Origin of the sequence: Salinimonas lutimaris, from assembly GCF_005222225.1 — a bacterium.
GTDB lineage: Bacteria > Pseudomonadota > Gammaproteobacteria > Enterobacterales > Alteromonadaceae > Alteromonas > Alteromonas lutimaris.
The window spans coordinates 1,033,768-1,051,609 of sequence record NZ_CP036536.1 but is presented as its reverse complement, the minus strand read 5'-3'; the positions used below and the strand labels follow the sequence as shown (position 1 = coordinate 1,051,609).

At 49.1% G+C, this 17,842-nt stretch carries 16 protein-coding genes; 11 read left to right on the top strand and 5 right to left on the bottom strand.

Translation table 11 applies throughout. The annotated features are described in order from the left end of the window. Window positions 1–2: 2 nt before the first annotated feature. Window positions 3–2,468: a bifunctional aspartate kinase/homoserine dehydrogenase I gene (thrA, locus tag EZV72_RS04455; protein ID WP_137166102.1), complete on the bottom strand. Its 2,466-nt coding sequence runs from the start codon at window positions 2,466–2,468 to the stop codon at window positions 3–5. Window positions 2,469–3,569: 1,101 nt separating this feature from the next. Between thrA and EZV72_RS04450 the strand changes: the two genes are divergently transcribed. The 4 genes from EZV72_RS04450 to EZV72_RS04435 all read left to right on the top strand — a co-directional run bounded on the left by EZV72_RS04450 (window position 3,570) and on the right by EZV72_RS04435 (window position 8,307). Further along, complete coding sequence (locus EZV72_RS04450) at window positions 3,570–4,244, top strand: SDR family oxidoreductase (protein ID WP_137166101.1); 675 nt, start codon at window positions 3,570–3,572, stop codon at window positions 4,242–4,244. A gap of 170 nt (window positions 4,245–4,414) precedes the next feature. Next, window positions 4,415–6,139, top strand: coding sequence for a bifunctional isocitrate dehydrogenase kinase/phosphatase (gene aceK, locus EZV72_RS04445; RefSeq protein WP_137166100.1), 1,725 nt, complete (start codon window positions 4,415–4,417; stop codon window positions 6,137–6,139). A 129-nt stretch (window positions 6,140–6,268) separates the two neighbouring features. Next, on the top strand, window positions 6,269–6,943 hold the full coding sequence (locus EZV72_RS04440; RefSeq protein WP_137166099.1) for a response regulator transcription factor: 675 nt from the start codon (window positions 6,269–6,271) through the stop codon (window positions 6,941–6,943). Then, the gene (locus EZV72_RS04435) at window positions 6,940–8,307 is read left to right on the top strand and encodes a sensor histidine kinase (protein WP_137166098.1); all 1,368 of its coding nucleotides are present in this window, start codon (window positions 6,940–6,942) and stop codon (window positions 8,305–8,307) included. Before EZV72_RS04440 ends, EZV72_RS04435 begins: the two co-directional genes overlap by 4 nt. A 1-nt stretch (window position 8,308) precedes the next feature. Here the strand turns inward: EZV72_RS04435 and EZV72_RS04430 are convergent, their stop codons facing one another. Together EZV72_RS04430 and EZV72_RS04425 are read right to left on the bottom strand one after the other, a co-directional pair. Beyond that, a complete protein-coding gene (locus tag EZV72_RS04430) occupies window positions 8,309–8,851 on the bottom strand; it encodes a DUF3833 family protein (RefSeq protein WP_137166097.1) in 543 nt (180 codons plus the stop codon). Next, the gene (locus EZV72_RS04425) at window positions 8,848–9,396 is read right to left on the bottom strand and encodes a chalcone isomerase family protein (RefSeq protein WP_232364507.1); all 549 of its coding nucleotides are present in this window, start codon (window positions 9,394–9,396) and stop codon (window positions 8,848–8,850) included. Before EZV72_RS04425 ends, EZV72_RS04430 begins: the two co-directional genes overlap by 4 nt. 60 nt (window positions 9,397–9,456) lie before the next feature. Between EZV72_RS04425 and EZV72_RS04420 the strand changes: the two genes are divergently transcribed. The 4 genes from EZV72_RS04420 to nspC all read left to right on the top strand — a co-directional run bounded on the left by EZV72_RS04420 (window position 9,457) and on the right by nspC (window position 13,470). Further along, window positions 9,457–10,365, top strand: a complete 909-nt coding sequence (locus tag EZV72_RS04420) for a 1-aminocyclopropane-1-carboxylate deaminase/D-cysteine desulfhydrase (protein ID WP_137166096.1) — start codon at window positions 9,457–9,459, stop codon at window positions 10,363–10,365. Window positions 10,366–10,496: 131 nt separating this feature from the next. Beyond that, on the top strand, window positions 10,497–10,898 hold the full coding sequence (locus EZV72_RS04415; RefSeq protein WP_137166095.1) for a hypothetical protein: 402 nt from the start codon (window positions 10,497–10,499) through the stop codon (window positions 10,896–10,898). A 224-nt stretch (window positions 10,899–11,122) separates the two neighbouring features. After that, window positions 11,123–12,325 carry a saccharopine dehydrogenase family protein gene (locus EZV72_RS04410; protein ID WP_137166094.1) on the top strand — a complete coding sequence of 401 codons (1,203 nt, stop codon included), beginning with the start codon at window positions 11,123–11,125 and terminating at the stop codon, window positions 12,323–12,325. Window positions 12,326–12,339: 14 nt separating this feature from the next. Continuing rightward, complete coding sequence (gene nspC / locus EZV72_RS04405) at window positions 12,340–13,470, top strand: carboxynorspermidine decarboxylase (protein WP_137166093.1); 1,131 nt, start codon at window positions 12,340–12,342, stop codon at window positions 13,468–13,470. A 67-nt stretch (window positions 13,471–13,537) separates the two neighbouring features. On the opposite strand, the gene EZV72_RS04400 is transcribed toward nspC, so the two are convergent. After that, window positions 13,538–13,801: a hypothetical protein gene (locus EZV72_RS04400; RefSeq protein ID WP_137166092.1), complete on the bottom strand. Its 264-nt coding sequence runs from the start codon at window positions 13,799–13,801 to the stop codon at window positions 13,538–13,540. A gap of 65 nt (window positions 13,802–13,866) precedes the next feature. Next, window positions 13,867–14,760, bottom strand: a complete 894-nt coding sequence (gene rsmI, locus EZV72_RS04395) for a 16S rRNA (cytidine(1402)-2'-O)-methyltransferase (RefSeq protein WP_137166091.1) — start codon at window positions 14,758–14,760, stop codon at window positions 13,867–13,869. Window positions 14,761–14,890: 130 nt separating this feature from the next. Here rsmI and EZV72_RS04390 point away from each other — a divergent pair, with 130 nt between their 5' ends. Genes EZV72_RS04390 through EZV72_RS04380 form a run of 3 tightly spaced genes read left to right on the top strand, consistent with a single transcriptional unit; the run spans window position 14,891 to window position 17,840 of the window. Then, a complete protein-coding gene (locus EZV72_RS04390) occupies window positions 14,891–16,870 on the top strand; it encodes a penicillin-binding protein activator (protein WP_137166090.1) in 1,980 nt (659 codons plus the stop codon). Between the two features lie 5 nt (window positions 16,871–16,875). Continuing rightward, on the top strand, window positions 16,876–17,217 hold the full coding sequence (locus EZV72_RS04385; protein ID WP_137166089.1) for a YraN family protein: 342 nt from the start codon (window positions 16,876–16,878) through the stop codon (window positions 17,215–17,217). Window positions 17,218–17,243: 26 nt separating this feature from the next. Next, window positions 17,244–17,840 carry a phosphoheptose isomerase gene (locus EZV72_RS04380; protein WP_137166088.1) on the top strand — a complete coding sequence of 199 codons (597 nt, stop codon included), beginning with the start codon at window positions 17,244–17,246 and terminating at the stop codon, window positions 17,838–17,840. Window positions 17,841–17,842: the final 2 nt, after the last annotated feature.

Below are 17,842 nucleotides of genomic sequence, written 5' to 3'. Positions count from 1 at the left end.
CCTTATCCGGCAATCTGTTTCCATGGCATGGTACGCAGAATATCTGCAAACACGCCCGCTGCGGTAACCGTGCCTCCTGCCCCGTAGCCACGAATCACGTACGGAATAGGCTGGTAATAATCACTGCTGATGGCCAGCGCGTTCTCGCCATCTTTCACCGCTGCCAGCGGGTGCTCCAGCGGCACCGCCTGAATCGATACCTTACACTTGTTATCTTCAATACTGCCGATATAGCGCAGCACTTTATTGTCGGCTTTTGCCTGGGCGATGCGCTCACCAAAGGGGCCATCAATCTGTGGCAAGCTAGCCATAAATTCATCTACCGAGCAGTCTTCTGCAAAGCCTTCCGGCAATACTGACTCTATTTCTATATCAGATAGCTCCAGTGGCAGGTCGGCTTCACGGGCCATAATCAGTAATTTGCGCGCCACATCCATGCCGCTCAGATCATCACGCGGATCCGGCTCTGTGTAGCCATTATCTTTTGCCGCCTGAGTAGCCTGAGACAGACTCATGCCCTCTTCCAGCTTGCCAAATACATACGACAGACTGCCTGACAAAATTCCCTCAAAACGGTGCAGCGTATCTCCTGCACTGAATAATTTTTGCAGGTTGTCGATAACCGGAAGACCCGCCCCGACAGTGGTTTCATATAAATACTGCCGGTTGGTCTGCAGCGCTGTTTTACGTAGCTTGCGGTAATATTCGATGCTGTCGGTGTTGGCTTTCTTATTCGGTGTGACAACGTGAAAGCCGTTTTCCATCATATCTACGTACTGGCTGGCCACGCTGGAATTACTGGTACAATCAACAATGACCGGGTTAACCAGACTATTGGTATTTACAAATTCACGCAGACCATCAATGCTCAGCGCATCCTGCGAGTCATTCAGCCGCGACTGCCAGTCACCACTGATATCCACACCATTGGCATCCAGTAATAGTTTGCGGCTATTGGCAATGCCGTAAACCCGCAGTTGTATATTGCGCTTCAGCAGTTCTGGCTGCTGACGAGAGATTTGTCCTAACAGCTCCTGACCCACATTTCCGCAGCCGATCAGAAATACATCAATGTTGTGACGGTTGGAAAAGAAATTCTGATGGATAACCCGGACCGCTTTTTTGGCGCGATTAGCCTCAATAACCGTAGAAATAGAACGCTCTGATGAGCCCTGTGCAATGGCCACATTATTCACCCGGGCCTGTGCCAGAGCGTTAAAGAAGCGGGCTGCTAAGCCTTTAGTATGGCGCATACCATCGCCCACCAGCGTCACAATCGCCAGATCGCGACGCACTTCTATCGGGTCCAGCAGCTGATTTTGCAGCTCAAGGGCAAATGCATCTTCCAGCACTGTCAGTGCCTTGTCGGCATCCTTGCTCTGAATACAAAAACTGATGCTGTATTCAGAACTCGACTGGGTGATCAGGCTGATAGAAATATGTGCATTCGACATTACCTCAAACACCCGGCTGGCCATACCAACCATACCTTTAAGACCCGGGCCGGCCACGTTGAACATGGTGATGTTATCCAGCTGCGAGATACCTTTTACCGACGTCCAGGTTGAGCTGGCTTCATTCGAGATTAGCGTACCCGGCGCAGCAGGATTCAGCGTATTACGAATCAGGCAGGGAATGTGATGCTGGGCAATGGGACCAATCGTTTTTGGGTGCAGAACTTTGGCCCCAAAATAAGACAGCTCCATGGCCTCCTGATAGGTCAGCTTGTCCAGCAGTACCGCATTTTCTACCTGGTTCGGGTCAGCGTTATACACACCATCCACATCTGTCCAGATTTCGCACGCCTGCGCATCAATACAAGCAGCCAGAATCGCCGCCGAGTAGTCTGAGCCGTTACGCCCTAAGGTTACCTTTTCGTTATGCTCGTTGGCAGCCACAAAACCAGGCATGACCAAAAAGACACTGCCGTCACTGGTGACATCAGAAAAATTCGCCTTACTGACCGCCACATCCGCGATGCTGTCCAGATAATCGCCCTGAGCCAGAATGTATTTGACCGGGTCAATGATAGAATTCACTATACCTTTTGCGCTCAGAATCGCACTGAAAAGCGTCACGCTGATGTACTCACCCATGCTTAGGATACCGGCCGTGACAGATTCCGGCGCACAGCCTAATAACTTAATGCCATCCAATTGTTTTTTAAGGTGAGTCAGTGTTTTTTCAATAAATGCAATAACAGTGCTGTAGTCGAATCCGTCCAGTTCTTTATCTAAATCACTGGCAATCCCTGCGACCAAAGTGGTTAATTTATCAAACAACGGTAAGTAGTCTTCATCTGCGGCAGCCTGCTCACACAGCAGCGAAAGTGCATTGGTAACACCCTTCGGAGCAGACAGCACCACCGCAGCGCCATCGGTTTGGTGGGTGGAAATACTAATCTCCGTAACACGCAGGTATCGCTGTGCATCGGCAAGAGAAGATCCACCAAACTTTAACACTTTCATTTGTTGCTCCTTATTGATTCGACATTTACTGCATCAATGATTTACAGATTAAACTTAAAAAAAAACCCGCTCCTCAGTGAGGGCGGGTTTCTTGGTATCTGTGATAAACATGCACTAACCAGCGACCGCCCTCAAAGAGGTGGTAATCATAATCATGCCGGTGGTGCGAATAATCGTTTTCATAAGTTCAATTTGCCGTATAGACGTCTATATGTCAACCGCATTGATCTATTTATTCACAGGAGATAATTCAGACAGCACACCACATTTTTTGTATACACAGCATGCTGCCTGTCAGGCTTACGCCTGCACCGGTTTATAATTTTATTTTTCTGTCGCTAGGATAGTGCTTAATTTGCGCAGCCGAAGCGTACAACACAAAGCATCTAACAGATTGATTTTGAATTGTTTTTATTTTTTGTCACCAATCTTTCACGATAATAGCATAATCCACCGCCCCATACTCCCCATTTTACAGCCCTCCGACCATTAAATAGTAAGACACCCATGCTATCCGGCCTGACTCATAACAAGACACCCATGCTACCCAGCCTCCCTCATAACAAGACACCCATGCTACCCAGCCTCCCTGATATCAAGACACCCATGCTATCCAGCCTCCCTGATAACAAGACACCCATGCTAGCCGGCCTCCCTCATAACAAGACACCCATGCTAGCCGGCCTCCCTCATAACAAGACACCCATGCTAGCCAGCCTCCCTCATAACAAGACACCCATGCTACCCAGCCTCCCTCATAACAAGTCACCCATGCTAGCCGGGCTCCCTGATAACAAGACATCCATGCTAGCCGGCCTCCCTGATAACAAGCACCCATGCATCGCTCCGTGTTCGATACTCAGTGTCAGGCAGTTTTTACGGTCTGTGAGTGTCTGGCAGTACGCTTTTTACTGTGGGTGTCTATGCATTGGCTCTGGTAAAACTCGATGGGTGTCTTGTTATCGTTGTTATCGATAGCACCTGCCAGACAGATGCACTGGTCTTACTCACAAGTAACTCATCTTTGTTTGCTTTTTATAGCGATCAAAGTCCTGACCTTACAGGTATACAACTTCACTGTAATTCGTAGGAGAAGATAAAATGTCAAAGGTTGTTCTTATTACCGGAGCCTCAAGCGGGATTGGAAAAGCCACAGCGCAGGCGGTTGTTAAAGCCGGACACAAAGTAGCGCTAACAGCACGAAGTCAGGACAAACTAGATGCTCTGGTCAGCGAGCTTGGCACAGATAACGCTGCTGCTTTTGTAGCTGACGCCACTTCTTTTAATGAACAGCAACGCGTTTTTGAAGAAGCGGTTGCTCACTTTGGTCAGCTCGACGTTGTCTTTGCTAATGCGGGGACCGGGGTGTCGGCTGCGGGTGTTGAAAACGGTGATGCCGATGAATGGGATAACATGGTCGACATCAACATTAAAGCCTTACTTTGGAGTGCCAAACTGGCGATGCCCTACTTGCAGCAAACCAAAGGCCAGTTTGTTCTGACCAGCTCTGCGGCAGGCAGAAAAGTCATGAAAGGTTCGGTATACAGCGCCACCAAATGGTTCGCCTATGGATTTGGCCAAAACCTGGCTGAAGAAATGAAAGAATGGGGTGGCCGCTGCACCACGATTGCGCCTGGCATGGTCAACACGCCATTTTTTGATGAGCCTAAAGAAGATAAGTTACAACCCGAAGATGTGGCTGATGCAGTGGTATACGCCATTGATGCCAATCAGAGAAACAGCATCAGAGAAGTTTATCTGATGCCAACAAACTGATTTTCTGACGGCTGAATCACCCGCGTATCTCTGACCGGCGATACTCACATCGCCGGTTTCTTTCAAATTGCTTTTTTTCTCAGTGACGCCCACTTGTCTTTTCCGCTACATTAATAATGTGATTGCCCGATAAAAATGCAGTCTGCATTGCCCTATGTGAGATAACAATAATGAATAACGCAGTGAGCGAAAAAGAACAGGCGCGCAAAATCGCCTATCGTATTATCCAGCACTTTGATAAAAGCTACCGGTGGTTTTCCCGAATTACCCGCGGCGCGCAGGAGCGATTTGAAAAAGGCTTATGGAAAGAGACTCAGACCGCTTCCAAAGAGCGTATTACCATTTATGAGCAAAGCCTGGCGGACGCGGTATCAGACATTTACCACGATGTTACGGTTCATCAGAAAAATACAGCGTTCTGGCAGACCATGAAGCAGAACTTTGCTTTTCTGCTTGAAGGGCACCCTCAGTTTGAACTGGCCGAAACTTTTTATAATTCTGTCATCGGGCGGCTATTCAGGCATACCGCTATCGATGACAATATCATGTTTTTGTTACCCAGCCGCTGCTACCTGCCCGGTCAGGACCGCCACAAAGTCATTAACAGCTTTGACCCTTCAACCACGGTGGCTGAAATGTACTACACGTTATTCAGTGTTTACCGGTTTAATATTCCGTTTGAGGATAAAGCCCGGGATCTGGTCCACCTGGAAGCGGCGTTACGCAAGCGTCTGACCACAGAGCAACTGGCCAGTGTCACTGCGGTTGAGATGCTGAAGCCGGTATTTTACCGTTCAAAGGCCGCCTACATGATAGGCCGGATTTGCATGCCTGATGAAACCCTGCCTTTTGTTATTGCCCTGCAAACCAGTGAAGCACAAACCCTGTTTGTTGATGCCCTGCTTACCGACCGAAAAGACTTAAGTATTATTTTTGGTTTTGCGCGAAGCTATTTTATGGCTGATACCCTCTACCCAGCCGAAGTTGCCGCTTTTTTGCAAGAACTGCTACCTCATAAAAAACATTTTGAACTGTACATGGCACTGGGTCATTTTAAACACGGAAAAACAGTATTTTATCGTAATTTTCTGCACCATATGGACAACTCAGATGATCAGTTTGAAGCCGCTCCGGGAATTCGCGGACTGGTCATGATGGTGTTTCATCTGCCCTCATATGGGGTAGTATTTAAAATTATTAAAGACGAGTTTGCCGAGAGCAAAAAGATCACCCGACAGCACGTTAAAGACTGCTACAAACTGGTCAAAATGTCAGACCGTGTGGGTCGTATGGCCGATACGCATGAATATGTTAATTTTCGGTTTCCGTTAAAGCGCATCAGTCCTGAGTTGTTACAGGAACTTCAGGACACCTGTGCCTCCAGCGTGACAGTGACCGACGATGAACTGATTATCAGCCATCTGTATATCGAACGCAAAATGACACCGCTGAACCTGTATCTTGAGCAGGAAACAGACCCGGATAAAATTCACAATGCGATAAACGAGTTGGGGCTATGTATTAAACAAATCGCACTGGCGAATATTTTTCCCGGCGACATGCTGCATAAAAACTTCGGCATTACCCGGGTCGGGCGGGTTATTTTCTATGATTACGATGAAATATGTTTAATGAAAGAGCGTAATTTCCGCGACATTCCCAAATCTGATGACCCTTATGCACTCGACACCTTGTCGGTGGCTCCCAATGATGTTTTCCCCGAACAGTTCGAGCATTTTATTGTTGGCAAAAAACACCTGAAAGACTTACTGAAAGGGCTTCACGGCGATTTGATGCAAGCATCCTACTGGCGCGAATTACAGGCCATTGCGGCTAAAAATGAGGTGCAGAATTTCACCCCATATAATGCTGAGGCCCGTTTTCCGCGACCATAAATCTGACAGCATGACGATTTGCCAGTGCCGGCCTGCTTTCTTGAAGTGATCGCAAGGTGCCCTATATTCAGTAAAAGACGTAGTGTAGTAAACCAAACGGATTATTGGCTCATCAGAAGATTAAAAACCATGAAAGCACTAATTGTTGAAGACGATGTAACAGTAGCTGAGCATGTCCACAACGGGCTTAGTTCAGCGGGTCACGAGTGTAAGGTATCGTCTGACGGTACCCGTGGGCTGGCAATGGCACTTGAAGAGCCTTTTGATATTGTGATTCTGGATATCATGTTGCCTGGGCAGGATGGCATGTCGGTACTGCGCTCGATGCGCGATGCTGACGTCAATACACCGGTTCTTTTGCTCAGCGCCAAAAGTCAGGTGGAGGATAAAGTACAGGGGCTACGGTCCGGTGCTAACGACTACCTGACTAAGCCGTTTGCCATTGAGGAGCTGCTGGCCAGAGTTGAGGGGCTTGCCGGCCGCCAGCAAGACTCGGCCACAGCCCTTAAGGTGGGCGACCTGACCCTCGACCTACTGAACAGAAAAGTGACCCGGGGTGATATCGAGATTGATTTGCAGTCCAAGGAATTCCAACTGCTGGAGTGCCTGATGCGAAATCGCGGTAAGGTGGTTACCCGCAGCATGCTGCTTGAACACGTATGGAATTATCATTTTGACCCACAAACCAACGTAATAGACGTGCATATCAGTCGGCTACGGCAAAAGGTGGACAAAACCTTTAATGTTCCGCTAATTGAAACTGTGCGCGGCACCGGATACAGAATCGCGGAACAGACTGCGTGATAGCCATTGGCACCTTTACCCGAAGCTCAAGCTTTCGGGTAGGCGCACTGTTTACCCTGTTATCCAGTGCGGCCATTGCGTTTATTATTTATTTCTGGTCGCTGGCAAATGAAGACACCCTGCTAGATGAAGCACGTGCCGCTACCAATGCACGTATGTGGGGGTTTGTATCGATTTACGAGTTGGGCGGCGAACAGGCCCTGCTGCGGGCTGTCAATCAAAAACATGATGCCGGCTCAGGGCTTCTCGTTTACCTTGAAGACTCTCAAGGCCGTTATGTTGCCGGTAACCTGTCCTCCACTAAGCACCTCAGGCCTCCCGCCGACAGTGACTTTTTTCATTTTAGCATTAACGCTGATGCCACTGACAAACGCGCAGTGGTGTTTCGTCAGCAGCAGCTTGAAAACGGCATGAAGCTGTTTGTCGCCCGCGATATTAACGAGCTGTACACCGCTCAGTGGATAGGTCAGTCGCTTAGCTGGGTATTTGTGATTATTCTGGGCTGTATATCTGGCTTGAGTTTTGGCGTAGCCATTTACGTAGTTAACCGGATAAACCGAATGTCGAGCACGGCAGATAGCATTATGCAAACCGGCAATCTGACAGAAAGGCTGGCAATAGACAGCAACTGGGACGATTTAAGTAAGCTGGCCGTGATGTTTAATCGCATGCTGGACAAAATCGAAAGCTCTGTTCGCAATATAAAGTCTGTGACCGATAATATTGCGCATGATTTACGTACTCCTTTGACCCGCATGCGCTCCAAGCTTGACCGCTTGCCCGACAGCGATCTGAAATACGAGGCCCAGGCTGAAGCGGAAAACCTGCTGGGCATGTTTAATGGCTTGTTGCGTATTGCAGATATTGAAAGCAAACGGCAAAAAGAGGGCTTTGCCCAGCTGGATTTAGCCGATGTGGTATCTGATGTGGTGGACTTGTACGAACCGTATATTGAAGAGCATCATATGGCGCTGAGTTTCAATATTAATAAAGTTGCGATGCGTGGTGACAGTAACCTGTTGTTTCAGGCAGTGGCGAATTTGCTGGATAACGCCGTCAAATATGCCGGCGATGGAGCGCATATCCGGGTTGAAACCGGGCAAACCAACAAACGTTTTTACTTCAGCGTTAACGACAGTGGTCTGGGAGTGGATGCTGCGCACTTTGAGCAGCTCGACCGGCGTTTTTACCGGGCCCAGTCGAGCCGCACCACTGCAGGTAACGGGCTGGGATTATCAATGGTCAAGGCCGTGTGCGATTTACACGACGGAAACTTATACTACGTGATAGACCCGCTGTGCCAGCAGCGCGGATTAGGTGTCACCCTGACGTTTCCCAAACCCCTGCTGGTAGCAGAACAATAAGTTACGGCTGCTTTTGCATAAAGATAGTCACTTCTGCCATGGTGACACCAAACTTTTTAATGTATGAGCGGTTCATCAGCGTGGTGTCGTCAAAGGCAAAAAACCAGTCATCAAAACTCACATGGTAGCTGGTATCGTCAACCGGTAAATCCATTTCATAGGTAAAGTTAAAGGCATTACCGTAACTCTTACCATCAGCCGGTCCGTCGATATCGCCAGCCCGGCCGGTAAAGTTCCCCCCGCCATTGGGTGTAATACGCCAGGTACGCTGTGTGGGACCTTCCCCAACGCCATACTCAAATTGCTCGTCCATAATCAGCGTATTGCCTTCCATGCGACCTGATATATCAACTTTGAAACGTTGCACTACTTCGCCGGAGCGGTTTTGAGCGATCCCCCACGCCTTTACCTCACCGTTAAAAAAGCGCTGTATATCCAGTTTTGGAGACACTGCGGTATAATCTTCCCCCTGCGGCGCCGTACTGCACCCTGATAATGCTAACCCGCCCATGGTCAGCATACCCGTCATAATAAGCGTTTTCATTCACTTGCTCCGTTAAGTAATTTTTCTCTGAATTCTGGCTCTGATGTTTTTTCACTGAGCCAGATCCCAAAAAAACGCTCGGTAAATTCAGCGTCTTCGACCGAGCCAATTGGCTCACCGTTGAAGAAAAATTTGGTGTGACCCGCATCGGTGGCAACGCCAGTCAATGTATCGTCCTCTTCAACATCCGGGAAAATCGACTTCATTTTCTGATCCCACTCGTCTAGCTGAGCGTTATCCAGGCCACCTTGTTTGCGCATTTCCTTAGTGCTGCGTTCGGCAATTTTCTGGCCCGTCAGGTCTCGTAAATAGGTAAGCTTGAGTGCATAAGGAGGCGCTCCTTCCCATTTACCATTTGGTGCATAAAGCGATGCCTTGTACACATCCCACAAATAATAGGTAAACTTACCCTCACCAACGATTGTCGCCTGGGGAACTGCATCGGAAATAACATCCGGCGCGGCAGAAACCGAACCGGAGAGCGCCACAAAGGCTGCAGCAACAATATGTTTTTTCATAAATTTATCGACTGATGTATTTAACATTCATTACCCTGCCCTGACCCGTTCTGATCACCCATTACACAGAGTTAAGAATAGTCCGTTATGCCGTATTCACCGCTTAGCCAACAAATCAGTGACCAGCTTGGCATTCAGCTGCCGAGCCCTGAACAACCTTTCTGCCCCCCATGGCCAGGTGCTGAGCGGGTAAAAATGTGGATAAAGCGAGATGATCTGATTCACCCTGTAATTTCAGGCAACAAGTGGCGCAAATTGTCTGGCATATTCAGCCAGTGGACGTCTTTGCCGAAGGGTATTATCAGCTTTGGTGGCGGGTACTCAAACCATCTGCATGCTCTTGGCTATCTGTGCCATCAACTCAACCTTCCCTTTGTTGCTGTGGTCAGAGGAAACTACCACAATAACAAGACACCCATGTTAAGAGACCTGCACTCGTGGGGTGCGACCGTGCATTATGTTAACCGTATCACCTATAAACAGCGTACCGACCCTGACTATATCAACTCGCTTTCCTCACAGTGGCCGGGCTATCACGTCATCGCCGAAGGCGGCAGCGAATCTGCTGCCCTGACAGGAACCCAGTCTATTATCAGTGAATGCTGCCGAACCTATGATTATATTGTGTGCCCGGTGGCCAGTGGCGCAACTCTAGCCGGTATTGCCACTTCTATTAAACCACCGGCGATAGCACTAGGCGTGGCTGTATTAAAAGGTGAAGGCTATTTAGAAGACCTGGTGAGCTCACTCATGCCAGAGTCGCGCTCCAACTGGCGTATTAAGCATGCGTTTCACGGCGGTGGTTATGCCAAAGTCTGTGAGCAGCTTTACCAGTTTTGCCAGCAAACTACCGATGAGCTACAGGTGCCCATTGAGCCGGTCTACTCGGGTAAGTTACTGTTTGGTATCAGGGAGATGCTTAAACAGGAGGTATTTTCTACAAACAGTAATGTGTTAATTTTACACACTGGCGGCTTGCAAGGTGCCAGAAAATGATCTACCAAGGCGGTTATCACGTTTTTATGACAGGCAGGCGACGTTTTTTTGATCGTTGCGGCGCATGATAATGATCAGGCGGCAACCGTGTGAGGTGTTTGATGCCTGCCAGGCACCCGGAGGAAGTAATTGTGATAAATGGCCCAACAAAACTGGCAACCCCGTTACAAACACTGATAGATCGGGCTTTACAGCTGTGTGAGTTAATGCTGCCACATTGCGATGCCATCTATCCTTTTGCTGCGGTTTATAATGAGGGTGAAGTAGATTGTCTGTTTTCCGACGATATGCTGTCAGCCAGCAATGAAAGTTATCTGATTGAGCAACTACAATGGCGTATTATCGATACGACCACCGATACGAACGGCTATAGCGTATTAGTATATGCCGCCACTGTGCAGACCGAGCATTTGAAAAAGCTCGATGCTATCGCGATTGCTGCCACTGCGCCTAACGGTGAAGAAACTATGTTGTTGTACCCTTATTTTCGTATCAACAAAAAAATTGTGGTGTCTCCTCCGCTCAATACCTGAGCACAGTAGTAATAAAGCCTAATTATTAATGACCAGCATCTGCTGGTCATTTTTTACCTGACGATTAACTTGTCGGTATAATCGATAATCAGCCTTGTTGAGCGAATATGCTCCATATAAGGTAGTTTAAATACATTCGTGCCCGGCAGATGCAACTTTGCTTGCCAATTTGATGATGTCTGCTAGGATTCAGCGCAAATTTCAACGCCTTGGGAACCGACCTTATGTCTCGAGTTTTAATTATTGGCGCCGGTGGCGTCTCTACTGTAACCGTTAAAAAATGTGCTCGTCTGCCAGAATTCTTTGACGAGATTTACCTGGCCAGCCGCACTGTTTCTAAATGTGAAGCGTTGCAGCAAGAAGTGGGTGCTGACCGCGTTAAAGCTGTGTTTGCGGTAGATGCCGACAATGCCAGCGAAGTTGAAAAGCTTATCAATGAGGTAAAACCGGATCTGGTTATCAACCTTGCACTGCCCTACCAGGATTTGCCGATCATGGATGCATGTCTGACAACCAACACTGATTATCTGGATACTGCAAACTATGAGCCGAAGGATGAGGCGAAATTTGAATACAGCTGGCAGTGGGCTTACCAGGACAAGTTCCGCGATGCAGGTATCATGGCGCTGCTGGGCTCAGGTTTTGATCCGGGCGTAACCAACGTGTTTACAGCATATGCGGCAAAGCATTACTTTGATGAAATTCATTATCTGGATATTGTCGATTGTAATGGCGGCGACCACGGTCAGGCGTTTGCCACCAACTTTAACCCTGAAATCAATATTCGTGAAATTACCCAGCGCGGTAAATTCTTTGAAGATGGCCAGTGGAAAGAAACGGATCCACTAAGCGTGCGCGAAGATCTGGATTATCAGAATATCGGTGTACGCCCGTCTTACCTGATGTATCACGAAGAACTTGAGTCTATTGTTAAGCACTTCCCTACCATTAAACGTGCCCGTTTCTGGATGACCTTCGGTGAAGCCTATCTGAATCATCTGCGCGTGCTTGAGGGTATTGGCATGACCAGCATCGAGCCTGTCGATTATCAAGGTCAGAAAATTGTACCTCTGGAGTTCCTAAAAGCCGTTCTGCCTAACCCTGGCTCACTGGCCGAAGGTTATACTGGCATGACGTGTATCGGTACATATATCACGGGTATTAAAGACGGTCAGGAAAAAACCATCTTCATTTACAACAACTGTGATCATGCTAAAACCAATGAAGAAGTGGGTGCACAGGCCGTTTCTTACACCACAGGTGTACCTGCCATGATTGGTGCGATGCTGATGCTCAATGGCACATGGAAAAAGCCTGGTGTGTGGAACATGGAACAGTTTGACCCGGATCCGTTTATGGAACAGCTGAACCAGCACGGCCTGCCATGGCATGTGCTTGAGTGCGACGCCAGCCCGTTCAAAAAGTAATCAGGAGACCAACGTTGACTGACTTAACCCAGCGTAGCGATATACCGTCGCCGTGCTACGTGCTTGAAGAAGCAAAGCTTATTCGTAATCTGGAGCTGATGAAGCGGGTTCAGGACGAGTCAGGCGCACGAATTATTCTGGCCCTGAAAGGCTTTTCAATGTGGTCTTGCTTCGACATTATCGGGCAGTATCTGCACGGTGCTACCGCCAGTTCTGTCTGGGAAGCCAAACTGGCCAGTGAAATGGGTAAAGAGGTGCATGCCTATGCACCGGCCTACAAAGCTTCAGACATTGCTGAGCTCAGTACGCTGGTACAGCACTTGTCATTCAACAGCCTCAGTCAGTGGCAGGCACATCAGGATAGTTTAAACGGCGTCTCTGTGGGACTGAGAATTAACCCTGAGCATCAGGAAGCTGAAACTCCGCTTTATGATCCCGCCGCACCCGGCTCACGTCTGGGGATCCGGGCCAGTGAGCTTGAAGGGGTCGACCTGACCGGTATTGAGGGTTTTCACTGCCACAACTTGTGTGAATGCGACTCCTTTGCCACCGAACGCACCCTGGCAGCCATTGAAGCCAGATTTGGTCAGTGGCTTGGGCAGCTGAAATGGCTGAACCTGGGCGGAGGACATCTGATGACCCGCGAGGGGTATGATGTGGAACACCTGATCAACACCCTGTCAGCATTTAAGGCCCGGTATCCGCACTTAGATGTGATTCTGGAGCCAGGCTCTGCTGTGGCGTGGCAAACCGGACCGCTCATCGCAGAAGTGGTTGATGTGGTGCACAATGACGGAGATATTGCGATTCTGGATATCTCAGCCACTGCCCACATGCCTGATGTACTTGAAATGCCTTACCGCCCTGCGGTAGTGAATGCCGATATGCCCGGGGTAAAAGCCCATGATGTTAAACTGGGAGGCAATTCCTGTCTGGCTGGCGATGTCATTGATACCTACTCATTTGACCGCCCCTTACAAGCTGGAGACCGTCTTCAGTTTGAGGACATGATGCATTATACCATGGTCAAAACCACGTTTTTTAATGGCGTGGAGCATCCATCCATTGGCATCTTAAGAGCCTCTGGCGAGTTTGAGCTGGTGCGCCAGTTTAGCTACGAAGACTTTAAAGGTCGGTTGTCATAGGCAACTACCAGACATAAAAAAGCCACGGCGCAGTGCATACTACCCGTGGCTTTTTTGTTTACAGCAGTTAAATAATCCCTTTTCCGCGGGCCACGCCATCATCTCCGGTTTGCCCTTCAGCCAGAACAATGTCATCCAGCATCAGTTTAAACGGCGTGCCGGCCGAAGCAATAATGTTGTAGTCAAATCCCTGCATCTGCTCGGTGACCTCAACACTCGCTTCCTTATTGGGGTGTAGCAACTCGTATTTACCGTCATCATTATTTTCATGAATCACGTTTACCATCCAGTTGCCATCACTGATATCCAGCTTTAATGTCTTGGTGACCATCTTCACCTCCATTTAATGAATTCAGTGTGCATACGGCCATCACACCCAAATTGATTACTGCCGGGCTACTTCTCCTGAGTAAATGACAACCCTGCCTGATACAACGCATTTTTTTTCAGGTTACAGTGCGAGGCCACAATGGCCGCGGCCTTTTTCAGCGGCAATACCTCAGCCAGTTCCTGCAGTAATGCCAGGGCATCGGCAGGTAACGCCGTTGATGTGGGCTGAATGCCCGCTACCATCAACACAAATTCGCCTTTTTGATGGGCATTATTTTCGTTCAGCCAGGCCAGTACTTCATCCGGCGTACCACTGATAAACCGTTCAAAGGTTTTGGTCAGCTCTTTGGCCATAACCAGCTGGCGCTGTGCTCCCAGTATCTCGCGAATATCAGACACCGTATCAACTATACGCCGTGGCGCTTCATAAAACACGGTTGTACAGCTGCGTTCAGCCAGTAACTTCAGCTGATTGGTCCGGGCCTGACTTTTAGCCGGTAAAAAGCCTTCAAACACAAATCGGTCAGTAGGCAGCCCTGCAGCACTTAGCGCTGTAATTGCCGCACAGGCACCTGGTAATGGCACCACATTAATATTATTTTCGCGGCACTTTCTGACCAGCACAAAGCCCGGATCGCTGATGAGCGGCGTGCCAGCATCACTGACCAGCGCCACTGACGCCCCATCCTGTAACCGGTGTACCAACATGGCTGCCCGCTTGTCTTCATTGTGATCGTGCAATGACATCGTGCGGGTTTTAATATGATAATGCTGTAACAGTTTATTGGTATGCCGGGTATCTTCAGCAGCAATCCAGTCCGCCCCTTCAAGCACTTTAAGGGCCCGGGTAGTTATATCATCCAGATTTCCGATGGGCGTCGGAACAATATAAAGGGTTCCCGGCACTATCGAATTCGCTGTACCCTGTGGCAAATCTTGTTGCCCGTCGTGCGTTGTCATGCTCACCTGCACTATCGTATATAAAAACAAAAAGTGTAACACGACTAAAGGCCAGTTTATCGATGCAAACGTAGATTTTCCTGTATGTTCAGATAAACTTGGCAGCGACTAAATCAATAAGGAATCACGCGTGCAACTGGCAGCTCAATTTATCCGGCTTTCAAAATTTGCAGTTATCGGTGTTGCTGTTTCTCTGGCAGCCTGTAGCAGTGGGCCGGCGGTAAAGCGCACCACCAACGCCCCCGTTACGTCAGCTTCCCAGTCAATGCCGGTAACCCAGATTGAGGCATCGCCTCAGGATCTGCTCAGTGAAGCGCAGGCAGCCTGGCAGCACGGTGCTGACCCGGGCCAGCGTGATACCCTGCTCCTTGATGCTGCAGCTGCCTTTTTGCAACAGGGCGATATCTCATCAGCGCAACAAATTCTGGTGTCACTGGCTCCAGCCACTCTGACCGGCTCTTTGCAGGCCAGAGCCCATGCTTTGATCGCCCAAAGTTACCTTAACCATGATGATATTGATCCTCCAGCGCTGATTGCCTCTTTACACCCATTATCGGAAGATCGCGAAACCCGGCGTTTGCAGCTGTCTGTGCTGGCCCAACTCTATCCTATGCAACAACAATGGCTTGAGGCCGCCTCCGCCCTGGCACAGGTGATGGAGCCCGGCGCAGATCCTGTCAATCAAGTGTGGAAATGGGTAAATAAAGTGCCGGACAATAAACTGGCCGCAGCAACGGGGAGCTATCCTGAGCTTGAACCTTATATCGCCCTTCGGCAGATTTTGCAGCAATACGGTTTACAAACCCAGTCACTGCAGCAGGAACTGAATCAGTTTACCCGGGTATACCGGGGCACGCCATTAGTAGAAAATCTACCGACCAGCGTACAGCAGGCAAATTTACTCAGCCATGGTCAGATTGCCAAAGCCGCGGTGTTGTTACCACTAAGCGGTCGCTTTGCCGCCAGCGGAAAAGCGATCAAAGAAGGTATTCTGGCCGGCTACTATCAGCAGCTTTCCGGCGCGCAAGGCAACTCGGCCAAACAGCTGGTGTTTATTGATACCAATAACAAATCTGCCAGCCAACTGGCTGAAGCATTGCAGGATTTTCACTGGGTGGTTGGCCCGCTACTTAAAGAAAATGTAGAGGCGCTGGCGCCATTGTTACCTGCCACCACGCAAATGCTGGCGCTGAACCGCCCGGAACAATTTGTCCAGACGCCGGTTTCATCAGACAGCGATGAGGTAATATCACCGCTACTCAATGTTGCGGCGAGCACCATAGATGAACAGCCAGGTGTACCGACCCTTTCAGCTACCACATCGGCAGCCTGGTTTGCATTGGCACCGGAAGATGAAGCGCATCAGCTGGCCGACGACATCTTTGCCAAAGGCTATCGCGCGCCTATTGTTATTACCGCCGGTTCCTCCATTTATCAGCGTCTGTCAGACAGCTTTCAACTGCGCTGGCAGCAACATCAGCAAGATACCGGTATCGCAGCCGATAACACCCTGACTCATATCAGTTTTACTGACAATAACTCACTTAAAGACAGCATTACCAGTGCACTGGGAGTGGCGCAAAGCAAAACCCGAATTGACCAAATCCGGTATATGGTGAATGAAAAACTACACAACGTTACCCGCAGCAGACACGACATTGACGCTATTGTGGTATTTGCCTCTCCGCAGGAGACCGAATTGCTCAACCCCATGATTGAGGCCAGTGTGACACCCTTTGATGGCAAAACCATTCCGGTTTATGCCACCTCCAGGTCGATGGAATATGACAGTGGCAAAAATCAGTGGCGAGACCTGCAAAATGTGCGATTTATTGATATGCCATGGATGCTGCCGGACAATCAATGGAGCACCCTAAGTGACGAGGTAGCGCAAATCTGGCCCAACCGCAGTACCCAGCAACAGCGCTTTTTTGCATTTGGTGTAGATGCTTATCACATGCTGCCTCATGTCACTAATATGGCCGTGGTACCACAGGCTTCTTTGTCAGGCCTGACCGGAGCCCTGTCACTGAATGACAAGCGCGAGGTGGTACGCACACTTCCCAAAGCCATTATTAGTGGAGGGCGGGTTAAGTCCACGGCAGAGTAAATCGTATGTCGCGTAAGGCCGGAGCGCAGGCAGAAGAACAGGTCCGGGACTGGCTGGTCGGTCAGGGCCTGACCTTTGTCAGCCAGAATTACCATAGCCGCTTTGGTGAGCTCGACCTGGTGATGCGCGACACAGACATCTGGGTTTGTGTTGAAGTCAAAGCGCGCCGGCACAGCCGGTATGGCAACGCAGCAGAACAGGTTTCTGCTTCAAAAATTAAGAAGTTACACGTCACCTTCGAACAATATATTCTGGCTCAGGGTATTAACCCTTACCACACCGCAATGCGCATAGATGTGGTAGCATTAACCGATAATAAGATGCAATGGATTAAAAACATTGCCTGAACACCCATTGCAAAGGTAGAAAACAGATGATTGAAAAAATTAAAGCAAACTTCACCGAAAGCATTCAGACCAAAATCGCCGCGTCTGAAGTATTACCCGAAGCGATTGAAAAAGCAGCGTCCATGATGGTAGAAGCGCTGATCCGCGGTAATAAAATTCTGAGTTGCGGCAACGGTGGTTCAGCCGGTGATGCGCAGCACTTTTCCTCGGAAATGCTAAACCGTTATGAACGTGATCGCCCGAGTCTGCCAGCGATTGCGCTGAGTACAGATACCTCTACCCTAACCTCAATTGCTAACGATTACAGTTACGATGAGATTTTTGCCAAACAGGTACGCGCACTGGGTCAGTCCGGCGATATCCTGCTGGCCATCTCAACCAGTGGTAATTCACGTAATGTCATTGCGGCAATGGAAGCAGCGCTTTCCCGGGATATGACGATTGTGGCACTGACCGGCAAAGACGGCGGTGAAATGGCCGGGTTCTTAAGCGAACATGATGTGGAAATTCGTGTACCGTCCAACCGCACTGCGCGTATTCAGGAAGTGCATCTACTAGTGATTCACAATTTGTGTGAATGCATTGATGACAGTTTATTCCCGGCCGACGAAGGAGAAGTATAGTC